The organism is Blastococcus sp. SYSU D00669 (assembly GCF_054050715.1).
This window is the reverse complement of record NZ_JBJGZV010000033.1, coordinates 49,452-60,803: the sequence shown is the minus strand read 5'-3', so window position 1 is coordinate 60,803 and position 11,352 is coordinate 49,452. Positions and strand designations below refer to the sequence as shown.

The 11,352-nt window shown below is 72.6% G+C and carries 9 protein-coding genes; 4 read left to right on the top strand and 5 right to left on the bottom strand.

The genetic code is table 11. From position 1 onward, the window contains the following. Nucleotides 1–1,296 precede the first annotated feature (1,296 nt). The 4 genes from ACI8AF_RS20520 (at nucleotide 1,297) to ACI8AF_RS20505 (ending at nucleotide 4,890) form a co-directional block, all read left to right on the top strand. Nucleotides 1,297–2,544, top strand: a complete 1,248-nt coding sequence (locus ACI8AF_RS20520) for an acyl-CoA dehydrogenase family protein (protein ID WP_456541601.1) — start codon at nucleotides 1,297–1,299, stop codon at nucleotides 2,542–2,544. Between the two features lie 89 nt (nucleotides 2,545–2,633). Continuing rightward, nucleotides 2,634–3,350 carry an SDR family NAD(P)-dependent oxidoreductase gene (locus ACI8AF_RS20515; RefSeq protein WP_456541600.1) on the top strand — a complete coding sequence of 239 codons (717 nt, stop codon included), beginning with the start codon at nucleotides 2,634–2,636 and terminating at the stop codon, nucleotides 3,348–3,350. A gap of 56 nt (nucleotides 3,351–3,406) precedes the next feature. Continuing rightward, on the top strand, nucleotides 3,407–4,402 hold the full coding sequence (locus tag ACI8AF_RS20510) for an AraC-like ligand-binding domain-containing protein (protein WP_456541599.1): 996 nt from the start codon (nucleotides 3,407–3,409) through the stop codon (nucleotides 4,400–4,402). Beyond that, nucleotides 4,300–4,890 (top strand): acyl-CoA dehydrogenase family protein, encoded by a 591-nt coding sequence (locus ACI8AF_RS20505; RefSeq protein ID WP_456541602.1) that lies wholly within the window; start codon nucleotides 4,300–4,302, stop codon nucleotides 4,888–4,890. Before ACI8AF_RS20510 ends, ACI8AF_RS20505 begins: the two co-directional genes overlap by 103 nt. A gap of 145 nt (nucleotides 4,891–5,035) precedes the next feature. Here ACI8AF_RS20505 and ligD read toward each other — a convergent pair whose 3' ends face one another. From ligD to treZ, 5 genes are read right to left on the bottom strand one after another with little or no spacing between them, the layout of a single operon-like run. After that, nucleotides 5,036–6,103, bottom strand: coding sequence for a non-homologous end-joining DNA ligase (gene ligD, locus ACI8AF_RS20500; protein ID WP_456541598.1), 1,068 nt, complete (start codon nucleotides 6,101–6,103; stop codon nucleotides 5,036–5,038). Between the two features lie 40 nt (nucleotides 6,104–6,143). Next, nucleotides 6,144–7,712 (bottom strand): alpha/beta hydrolase, encoded by a 1,569-nt coding sequence (locus tag ACI8AF_RS20495; protein WP_456541597.1) that lies wholly within the window; start codon nucleotides 7,710–7,712, stop codon nucleotides 6,144–6,146. Nucleotides 7,713–7,764: 52 nt separating this feature from the next. Next, complete coding sequence (locus tag ACI8AF_RS20490) at nucleotides 7,765–8,835, bottom strand: ATP-dependent DNA ligase (protein ID WP_456541596.1); 1,071 nt, start codon at nucleotides 8,833–8,835, stop codon at nucleotides 7,765–7,767. Nucleotides 8,836–8,873: 38 nt separating this feature from the next. After that, nucleotides 8,874–9,599, bottom strand: coding sequence for a dihydrofolate reductase family protein (locus ACI8AF_RS20485; protein ID WP_456541595.1), 726 nt, complete (start codon nucleotides 9,597–9,599; stop codon nucleotides 8,874–8,876). After that, nucleotides 9,596–11,347: a malto-oligosyltrehalose trehalohydrolase gene (gene treZ / locus ACI8AF_RS20480; RefSeq protein WP_456541594.1), complete on the bottom strand. Its 1,752-nt coding sequence runs from the start codon at nucleotides 11,345–11,347 to the stop codon at nucleotides 9,596–9,598. The genes ACI8AF_RS20485 and treZ overlap by 4 nt, the downstream gene beginning before the upstream one ends. Nucleotides 11,348–11,352: the final 5 nt, after the last annotated feature.

Here is an 11,352-nt window from a genome sequence, read left to right as displayed (position 1 = left end):
GCGCGCGGCGGGCCGGGGGCGGGGCCGGGCCGCGGCCGGCCCGCCGCCCCCCCCGCCCCCCCCCCCCCCCCCCCCCCCCCCCCCCCCCCCCCCCCCCCCCCCCCCCCCCCCCCCCGGTCCCGGACGGCGGTGGTCCGGATCAGGCGTCTCCGCCGGCGGGGCGCCTGGCGCGGCCGGGCTGCACGCGCATCGGCTCGCCCGGCATCTTCGGGGAGCGAACCACGAAAGCGCTGTTCACAGGCCAAACCGCAGGTCGCGGGTGGGCGAAGGGCGGTGAGTCATCGGGCGGGTTCCGCCGTCCTCAGGAGCGCGAGGAAGCGGTTCGCCGTGCCGGGGCAACAGGGCAGCACGGTATTGAACCGCAGAGGTCTTCTGGGACGACGAGCGGATGCGCTCTCAGCCGGTGCGTTCACTGCACGGCCTCGCATTGAGCCGTGCTGTGGTCTGCCCCGGACTCTCTGCGCCGAGCCTGGGCGGATCGCAGCGCGAGGCGCGTGAAGCAGGCCTTCCGGGCATGGGCTGCTCGACGTGCCCGCTCGTCGGGTGGCAGCCCGCCGTCCGGGTCGACCTCGCGCTCGAAGCGGTCGAGTAGCGCCCGACGGGCCGGCTCTGCCCGCTGACCGGGATCGGTGGTCCTGGGCCAGGACTCGTGCGCGGCGAGCCGCGCGATCAGCGAGCGGTCTGCCGTCATGCCGGTGGGGGTTGCGACTCGTCCTTCGGTTCTTCTCCTCGAACCAGAGGAGTTCGACAGCGGATCGGCCGGAGGCGGCTGCTCCGGCCTGGTCCCAGGCGCGTCGACGACAGGGGGGAGAACCACTTCGGCAGCCGGCCACGAGCCTTGGGCTGCAGCGGCTCGCCGCACCACGCGCAGGTGGTGATCGCTCGGCGCCGGTCCGCGCGGCCGGTACTGCGGTCAGGGCCAGCGGGCCGACCAGCCCGAGGAGCGTGATCACGAGCGGGTGAGGCCAGCGGGTCCGTTGCAGCGGAGGCCAGCACTGCCCATACGGCCCGGTACAGGCGGGTCGACCGCAGAGGTCGACCCGCCTCCGCGATGAGTGCAGCAACCGGAGAAGCAACGCGGCGCCAGGTGCTGCTGGACGCCTGTCGTACCCACCAACGGTGAGCGTGCACCCACGTCCACGTCGCCTTGCGCGAATCTCCACGTCAGGGCCCCAGCCGTCGGCACACCATGCCGCAACGGCGAACGTCGGCACCGGCGACTTCTTCGCCGACCACGACCGTCGTCGTCCGCAGCGATCGAGCGCCTCGCGGAGAACGGGAAAGGCCTGATGCAGGATGCCGCTCGCTTCCGCTCCCACCGCGCGTCAGGGCGAGTTGCGCACGAAGGCGCGGCGCTTCGCCGAGGACGTGCTGCGCGACGTCGAGGCGAGTGCGGAACAGCTGCCCACTCCTGCTGAGCGGTTCGCTGCGACGAAGCCGGCGTACGAGCAGCTGGTCTCCGGTGGATTCCTCCGGGCGTGCATCCGGGAGACCGCCGGCGGCGACAGCTCGTGCCTCACCGACGTCGCCCTCCTCACCGAGGAACTGTTCTGCGGCAGTCCCGGCGTTGCTCTCACGCTGGTCGGGACCGTGCTCGGCCTGCAGCCGGTGGTCGTCGGGGGAACCCGGGAGCAGAAGTCGCGCCTGCTGGCCCCGTTCCTCACCGGGCACGGAGCACCGCTCGCGGGGTTCTGCTCCTCCGAGCCCGGCGGCAGCGCGAACGCCGGGTCGCCAGCTCCTGAGGAGGGTGTGCGCACCGCCGCCCGCGTCGACGGCGACGACTGGATCATCAACGGGCGCAAGAGATGGGTCTCGTCGGCCACCGGTTGGGACGGCAGCGGTGCGGACCTGTTGTGCGTCGTCGTGCGGACCGACCCTGCGGTTGCGCCAGTAGAAGGGGTGTCGGTCCTCGCCGTCGAGGGACCAGTCGACGGTCTGGTCCTCGAGGGCGTCATCGACTCACCCGGGTTCCGCGCGCACTTCCTGCCTGACTTCTCCTTCCAGGCCGTGCGGACCTCCCGCCGGAACCTGATCGGCCGGGAGGGGGCAGGCCTCCGGCTGGTGTCCGAGTCCTTCGCCGATGCGTCCGCACTCGTCGGTGTCATGGGGGTGGCCCTGATGCGGGCGGCCTTCGACCACGTCCTGCAGTTCGCGAAGTCGGAGCGGCGTGGCGGCGCGGTGCCGATCATCGACCATCAAGCGGTGGGGTACGAGCTGGTGAACGCCAAGGTGCGGATGGAGGCCTGCCGGTCCCTCACCTGGCGTGCCTGCCGGGCCATCGACGCGGGGAGCGTCGCGGCCGCCGAGCTCGCGAACTGCGCGAAGGTCTTCGGTTCCGAGACCGCCGTCAGCGTCATCACCGACCTCACACGAGTCGTCGGCGTCGAGAGCTACGACCTCTCGAACCCGCTCAACGGGCTGCTGCAGGACGCCCTCGCCCTCCCTGTCTTCGGCGGGGGAAACCTCGGCGTGCGCCGACGTGCGCTGCACGCCGTGATCCAGAGCGCGGAATACGACCCGCTCAGCTCGTCCGACGTTCCGTGAACCTCGGGCGCTCCACACGGCGGCCCGCAGGCCGGCCACACCAGCTCCTCGAGATGGGAAGCGCGATGACATCCACCAAGACAGCGATCGTGACGGGAGCCTCGAGCGGCCTGGGCTTCGCCGTCGCCGAGGCGTACCTGAAGCTCGGCTACAACGTTGTGGGCAACGCCCGCACCCTGGCCAGGCTGGAGGACGCCGCGGCCGCCCTCGGCAACCCCGCCAACTTCCTCCTCGTCGAGGGCGACATCAGCAGGCCGGAGACGGCCGCCACGTTGTTCGCGCGGGCTGTCGAGCAGTTCGGCAGGGTCGACATCCTGATCGCCAACGCGGGCATCTTCATGGCGAAGCCGGTCGTCGACTTCTCCGTGGACGACGTCGAGGCCATGCTCGACACCAACGTCAAGGGCTTCGTCTACCCAGCCCAGGAGGCCGCCCGCCACATGACGGCGAACGGGTCCGGCCACATCCTCGCTGTCACCGCGTGCATCGCGCTGCAGCCCAACGCGAAGCTGCCCTGCTTCATGACCGCCGTCACCAAGGGTGCGCTGGACCACGCGGTCAGGGCGCTGGCGTTGGAGCTCGCCGGGTCGGGGGTCCACGTGAACGCGGTCGCTCCGGGCGTCATCGACACCCCGCTCCTGCCGCGCGGTGAGGAGAACTGGGCGTTCTTCCGGACGCTCGCCCCGAACGGGAAGACCGGTGTGCCACAGGACGTCGTCGACGCCGTCCTGTACCTCACCGGCTCGGAGTACGTGACCGGTGCCGTGCTGACCGTCGACGGAGGCTCCACCACCGGCGTCTGGTGACGGACGGCCGCGTGCACGGGATAGTACGTCGGCATCGAGCGCGGTTGGGGTGAGCGATGGAACTGACCTGGTCGACCGAGGGCCTGGCGCCCGAGGACCAGTTCGCCTACTGGGCTGACGTCGTCTGCGAGGCGTGTGCTCCGCTGGCGCCGGTGCGCACCCGGCAGCACCTCAGCCGGAGCCGTTGGGGTGAGGGCCTGACCGGCTGGGTCCGGGCCGAACGGCTGGCGGACTCAACCCCGACCGAGGTCGTCTCGTGCACCCAGCGGCTGACCCACGGGCCGGCCGAGGTCCGGCGCGGCCGCGACGAGCAGATCTTCGTGAACCTGCAGCTGGACGGAACGGGTCGCGGCGAGCAGGACGGACGCAGGTGCGTCGTGCCGCCGGGGTCGTTCGCGGTGTTCGACACGACGCGGCCCTACGTGCTCGAGTTCGACGAGTCGCCCGACGGCTCCCCGTGGCGGGTCCTGTCCTTCAAGATCCCCCGGGAGCAGATGCTGCCGTTCATCCCGCAGCCGGCCCTGCGGACCGCACGCACCATCGATGCCCGGTCCGGGGCCGGCGCGGTCGCCGCCGACATGATGACGAGCCTCTGGCGCTCGCGGGCGCAGCTGAGCCCCGCATCACGTCTCGCCCTCGACCACGCCTGCACCGAGGTCATCGCCAATGCGCTCGGGGCGTTCGAGAAGGACGGTGACGACCGCAGCTCGGTCGACGACGCGTTGCGGGCGTCCATCGCCCGCTTCGTGCACGAACGGCTGCCGCACGGGCAGGTGCTCGCCGTCGAAGCGGCCCGGCACGTCGGCATCTCCGTCCGCAAGCTCCATCAGCTGTACAACGGACACGAGACCACGTTCGGCGCCACCGTCCGCGACCTGCGCCTCCAGCGGGCGGCCCGTCAGCTGGAGATGCAGGGTCCGCACGTCACCGTGACGGACGTGGCGACTCGCTGGGGGTTCTGCGATGCCTCGCACCTCAACCGGGCGTTCAAGGCCAGGTACGGGATGAGCCCGACGGCCTACCGCGAGTCTTCCAGCGCCACTGTCACCTGACCAGCAGCGCGCCGGACGTCCGGCGGGCCGCCGGAACAACGCTGGGCGCGCCGGCTCTCCGGGGCTGCCTCACGGCGCGGATCGGGCTGGTCGACGTTCGTGTCCCGAAGGCCGATCTGCTCGGTCTGGAAGGCCGAGGTGTCGAGCTGACGCGCAACGCCTTCGTCGGCAGCGGTGCCGCTATCGGGACCTTCTCGGTGGCCGCGACGCGCCAGGCCTTCGACGTCGCCTACCGTTTCGCGCTCACCGAGCACCGTGGCGGCGTGGTCCCGATCATCGAGCACCAGGCGGTCGCGGATGTCCTGGCGAGTGCCGAGGCGCGGATCGAGGCGACCCGGCTGCTGTCCTGGCGCGCGCTGGATGCGGCATGGTCGGGGACCCACAGGCGCTCGAATGGGCGATGCACGCGAAGGTCTTCGGGTCCGGGAACTGCGGTCGAGGTCATCAACGACCTGGTCGGCGTGGTCGGGGTCTCGGCCTGCTGTTGACCAGCAGCGGTCACGAACCGCTCGCGGCGTCCGAGATGAGCTGAGTGCCGCCGGAGAGACGCCAGCAGGTCCTCGAGCCGGATCGCCGTTCGCGGAAGATGATCGGGCGAGTCAGCGCTGTGCCAGCCCTCAAGAGGGCCGGCAATCACTCGTCCTCGCTGGTAGAACGCTTGGCGCGGCTGGGCTGCACGCGCATCGGCTCGCCCGGCATCTTCGGGTAGTCCGGGGGGTACGGGAGATCGCCCAGCCCCTGGTCGGCCGCCTGCCGCTCGGCCAGCTCCAGCAGCGGCTCGATGCCGAACGAGTGCTCGGAGATGCCGGCGTGCTTGTCGCCGACCTCCCGGAAGCGCTTCGGCATGGTGAGGACGTCGAAGTCGGTGGGGTGGACGTCGGCCAGCTCGTCCCAGTCCACCGGCGCGGAGACCGGGGCGTGCGGCTTGGGCCGGATGGAGTACGCCGAGGCGATCGTGCGGTCCCGGGCCATCTGGTTGTAGTCGATGAAGATCTTCTCGCCGCGCTCCTCCTTCCACCACGACATCGTCACGCGGTCGGGCAGCCGGCGCTCCAGCTCGCGGCCGAAGGCGATCACGGCGCGCCGCACCTCGGGGAAGGTCCAGCGCGGCTGGATCGGCACGTAGATGTGCACGCCGCGGCCGCCGGAGGTCTTCGGCCAGCCCTGCATGCCGAACTCGGCGAGCAGCTCGCGCACGTGCGGGGCCACCCACACGGCGTCGGAGAAGTCGGTGCCCGGCTGCGGGTCGAGGTCGATGCGGATCTGGTCGGGCTGCTCGACGTCGGACTTCGACACCGGCCACGGGTGGAAGGTCAGCGTGCCCAGGTTGGCGCACCAGGCGACCACCGCCACGGAGTCGGGCGCGATCTCGTCCGCCGTCCGCCCGCTCGGGAAGGTGATGTGCGCGGTCTGCACCCACTCGGGCGCGTTCTTCGGCACCCGCTTCTGGTAGAAGGCGTCGCCGGTGTTGTCCACCCGCGTCGACAGCCGCGCGCCCTCGAAGACGCCGCCGGGCCAGCGCTCCAGCGTGGTCGGCCGGTCGCGCAGCGCGTGCAGGATCCCGGGGCCGACCGAGACGAAGTACTCGACGACGTCGATCTTGCGGATGCCGCGCTCGGCGAAGTAGGGCTTCTCCGGGTTGGAGACGCGCACCTCGTGCCCGTCGATCTCCAGGACGACGGCGTCCTTGCTGGCGGCCATGGGCGCTCCTTTCCTCGGGCGGCGCGGCCCGTCGGGGCGCCTAGGCCGCCGGGCAGGTCAGCCCGTCGGAGGGCGCGGTCAGGTCGATGAGGTACGCGTTGACGGCGTCGGTCACGCACGGCGTCTTCGGGTAGCTCGTGTGGCCCTGACCCTGCCAGGTCAGCAGCACGCCCGACTCCAGTTCGTCCGCCATGTCCACCGCACCGGGCAACGGAGTCACCGGATCGCCGGAATTGCCGACGACGAGGATCGGCGCCGAGCCGGCGGCGTCGCGCTCCGGCAGCGGCGTCCGGTCGGCCTCCCAGGCGGAGCAGGTGTACAGGCCGGTCGCGGCGCCGGCGCCGAACAGCGGGTACGTCGCGTTCCACTCGGCGGCCAGCCGGCGGACCTCGTCCTCGGGGACCGCGGCGTCGGTGGAGGTGTCGGCGCAGTTGATCGCGATGTTGGCGTCGAACAGGTTGGAGTAGCCGCCGTCGGGCAGCCGCCCGGAGTAGCTGTCGGACAGGGTGAACACCCCCGCCGAGTCACCCCGGGACGCGGCGGCCAGCGCCTGCGCCAGCTGCGGCCAGGCCTCCTGGCTGTACAGGGCCGCCCGGACCGCGTTCCACACCACGCCGGCCGTGGCGGTGCGGGTCTCGCCCGGCGTCGAGCTCGGGATCGGGGTCGCCGCCGCCTGCGCCAGCAGGTCGTTGACGAACTGCCGCGGGTCGGCGCCGATCGGGCAGCCGGCGATGAGCGCCGTGCAGTACTGCGAGAACGCGTCGAACCCGGCCTCCAGCCCGGCCGCGCTGGCCTCGGCGTCCTCCACCGGGTCGGTGGTCGGGTCGACCGCGGCGTCGAGCACCAGCGCGCGGACGTTCTCCGGGAACAGCTCGGCGTAGGTCGACCCCAGCGTCGTGCCGTACGAGTAGCCGAGGTAGGTCAGCTGCTCGTCGCCCAGCGCCTCGCGCAGCAGGTCCAAGTCCCGCGCGGTGTCGACGGTGTTGAAGCTGCCCAGCGCGTCGCCGTACTCCTCCGCGCAGTCCTGCGCCACCTCGTCGGCGAGCCCGAACGCCTCGTCGAGCTGCGCCTCCGTCGTCGGCCGCGGCTCCGAGGCGATCAGCCGGTCCTTGAGGTCGGTGGAGATGCACTCGACCGGTGTCGACAGCCCCACGCCGCGCGGGTCGAAGCCGACCAGGTCGAACCGCTGCAGGACCTGCTCCGGCATCCGCAGCGCCAGGCCGAGGACGGCGTCCGCCCCGGACCCGCCCGGTCCGCCCGGGTTCACCACCAGCGAGCCGATCCGGTCGGTCTGCCCGGCCATCGTCACGCGGACCAGGAACAGCGGCAGCGTCGCACCCTGCGGCTCGTCGTAGCTGATCGGCACCTCGGTGCGGCCGCACTCGAACGTCAGCGGCCGCTCCGACCCGGGCCGGCCCTCGATCAGCGGCCGGATCTGCTCGCTGCAGTCCGTCCACTCGATCTCCGCGGCCGCCGGCTCGGCAGCGGCCGAGCTGCTGGCCGCGGCCGCCGTCTCCTCGGCCGCCATGGAGCCGGTGAAGGACGTGCAGCCGGTGAGCAGGAGGAGCAGCCCGGCCACGACGACGGGCAGGGTGGATCGACGACGCATGATCACGAGCCTAGGAGGACCTCGATGCCGTCGCAGGCGATCGAGACAAGCCTCACCCGTCGAGCACCTCGGCGAGGTCGTACCGCACCGGCACGTCGAGCTGGTCGTAGGTGCAGCTCTTCGGGTCGCGATCGGTGCGCCAGCGCAGGAACTGGCCGGTGTGCCGCAGCCGCCGCCCCTCCAGCTGGTCGTACTTGATCTCGACGACCAGCTCGGGGCGCAGCGGCACCCAGGAGAGGTCCTTGCCCGCGTTCCACCGGCTGACCGCACCCGGCATCCGGTGCTCGCCCTCGCCGTCGGTCTGCGCGTTCGCCCAGTCCTGCCACGGGTGACCGCTCAGCGCGTTCGCCCGGTAGGGCTCGAGCTCCTCGACCAGCTCGGCCCGCCGGGTCATGGGGAAGGACGCCGCGACGCCGATGTGCTGCAGGTCCCCGGCGTCGTTGTAGAGCCCCAGCAGCAGCGAGCCGACGACCGGCCCGCTCTTGTGCCACCGGAACCCGGCCACCACGCAGTCGGCCGTGCGGACGTGCTTGACCTTGGTCATCAGCCGCTGGTCGGGGCCGTAGGGCAGGTCGGCGGCCTTGGCGACGACGCCGTCGAGCCCGGCGCCCTCGAACTCCTGGAACCAGCGCTGCGCGGTCGCCGCGTCCTGGGTGATCGAGGTGACGTGCACCGACCCGGTCGTCGTCACCACCTCGCGCAGCCGGGCCTGCCGCTCGGCGAACGGGGTCTCCAGGAACACCTCGTCGCCGAGGGCGAGCAGGTCGAAGGCGACGAAGGTGCCCGGCGTCTGCTCGGCCAGCAGGTCGACCCGCGACTTCGCGGGGTGGATGCGCTGCAGCAGCGCCTCGAAGTCCAGCCGGTCGCCGCTCTGGACGACGATCTCGCCGTCGACGACGCACCGCTCCGGCAGCGCCGCCTTGACCGCCTCGACCACCTCGGGGAAGTAGCGGGTCATCGGCCGCTCGTTGCGGCTGCCCAGCTCCACCTCGTCGCCGTCGCGGAAGACGATGCACCGGAAGCCGTCCCACTTGGGCTCGTAGAACAGGCCCTCGCCGGTGGGGAGCTTCGTCGAGGCCTTGGCCAGCATCGGCTTCACCGGCGGCAGCAGGGGCAGGTCCATGCAGGTCAGTAGACCAGCCGGGGACGACGGCCGACGGCTCAGGCGGTGCGCACGCCGTATCGGGTGAACAGCATCCCGTCCTCCTCGAGCACCTGCCGCAGGTCGAGCCGGACGACGTCGGCGAGCGGCACGTCGCCGAGCAGCCGCACCTCGCCGCCGACCAGCGCGGGGGAGATCGAGAGGTCGAGCTCGTCGACCACGCCCGCCTCGAGGGCCGTGCGCAGCAGCTGCGGCCCGCCCTCGCAGGTGACGTGCGCCAGCCCGCGCCCGGCCAGGGCGTCGAGGGCGGCCGGCAGGTCGACGTCGTCCTCGCCGCACACGAGCACCTGCACGCCGGCGTCGGCGAGCGCGGCCCGCCGTCCGGCGTCCGCGGCGGCGCAGGTGACCAGGATCGTCTGCGGCACCGCCAGCCGGCTGCCCGGCTCCAGCGACGCCCGCCGCGACACCACCGCGATCGGCGCGGTCGCCGGGCGGCCCAGCTCGACGCGCAAGCGGCCGACGACCGAGTCGTCGGTCATCGGGCCGTACCCCTCGGCGGCGGCGGTGCCCGCCCCGACGAGGACGACGTCGGCCAGCGCCCGCAGCACCCGGAAGACCAGCAGGTCGCCGGGCGACTGCAGGTCGCGGCTGCGCCCGGCGACGGTGGTCGCGCCGTCGAGGCTGGCGATGAAGTTGATCCGCAGCGCACGGCCGGGCGGCAGCCGGTAGGCCGCGCCGATCTCGTCCGGCGCCAGGTCGGCCGGGTCGGGGAGCAGCCGCCTCACGTGGTCAGCACCACTGCGGTCTCCGCCGGCAGCGTCACCGTCTCGCGGTCGATGCGCGGCTGCTCGCCGGTGGTGAACAGCACGCCGGTGGCGGGCCGGTCGAGGTCGATCTCGCGCGGCTCGCCGGCGAGGTTGGCCACCACCCGCAGGGAGCCGCGGTGCACGGCCAGCCAGCGGTCGTCGTCGTCCCAGCTCACGGCCACGGCGGTCAGGTCGGGGTCGACCAGCTCGGGCTGCGCCCGGCGGAGCGCCAGCAGGGTGCGGTGGACCTCCAGCAGCCGGTCGTGCGGCTCCTTGCCCGGCTCCGACCAGTCCAGCTTCGAGCGGGTGAACGTCTCGGGGTCCTGCGGGTCGGGGACGACGTCGGCGTCCCACCCGTGCTCGGCGAACTCGCCGATCCTCCCCTCCGCGGTGGCCTTGCCCAGCTCCGGCTCCGGGTGGCTGGTGAAGAACTGCCACGGCGTGGACGCGCCCCACTCCTCGCCCATGAACAGCATGGGCGTGAACGGGCTGGTGAGCACGATGGTCGCGCCGACGGCCAGCAGGTCGGGGGAGAGGGAGGCCGAGATCCGGTCGCCGACCGCCCGGTTGCCGATCTGGTCGTGGTCCTGCAGGTAGCCGAGGAACTTCCAGCCGGGCAGCAGCGCGGTGTCGACCGGCCGGCCGTGGTGCCGCCGGCGGAAGCTCGACCACGCGCCGTCGTGGAAGTACGCCCCGGTCAGCGTCTTGGCCAGCCCGCCCAGGCCGGCCTCGGCGAAGTCGGCGTAGTAGCCCTGCCCCTCGCCGGTGAGGGAGGAGTGCAGCGCGTGGTGGAAGTCGTCGCTCCACTGCGCGGTCAGCCCGAGCCCACCGGCCACCCGCGGGGTGACCATGCGCGGGTCGTTCAGGTCGCTCTCGGCGATGAGGGTCAGCGGCCGGCCGACGGCGACCGAGAGCCTGTCGACCTCCTGCGCCATCTCCTCGAGCACGTGCGTGGCCCGCTCGTCGACCAGGGCGTGGACGGCGTCGAGGCGCAGCCCGTCGACGTGCATGTCGCGCAGCCACATCAGCGCGTTGTCGATGATGTAGCGCCGCACCTCGTCGGAGTCGGGCCCCGACAGGTTGACCGAGTTCCCCCACGTGTTGGCCCCGCCCTCGGCGAAGACGGGGAAGAACAGCGGCAGGTAGTTCCCCGACGGGCCGAGGTGGTTGTAGACGACGTCCTGGATGACCCCGAGCCCGCGCTGGTGGCAGGCGTCGACGAACCGCTGGTAGGCGGCCGGCCCGCCGTAGGTCTCCTGGACGGCGTACCAGAGGACGCCGTCGTACCCCCAGTTGTGGGTGCCGTTGAAGGCGTTGACCGGCAGCAGCTCGACGAAGTCGACGCCGAGGTCGACGAGGTGGCCGAGCCTGTCGACCGCCGCGTCCAGCGTGCCCTCGGCCGTGAACGTGCCGACGTGCATCTCGTAGACGACCCCGCCGGCCAGCGGCCGCCCGGTCCAGGCGCCGTCGCCCCAGGAGTACGCGCCCGGGTCGAACCGGCGCGACGGCCCGTGCACGCCCTCGGGCTGCCGCCGCGACCGCGGGTCGGGCCGCACCGTGTCGTCGTCGCCCAGCAGGAACCCGTAGTCCGCCTCGGGACCGGCCTCCACCTCGGCCCGCCACCAGCCGCCGTCGTCGCGCCGCATGTCGTGGACGGCGCCGTCGACCTGCAGGCGCACGCGCTCGGGGAGCGGCGCCCAGACGGAGAACTCGACGGGTGCGGACATGCGGA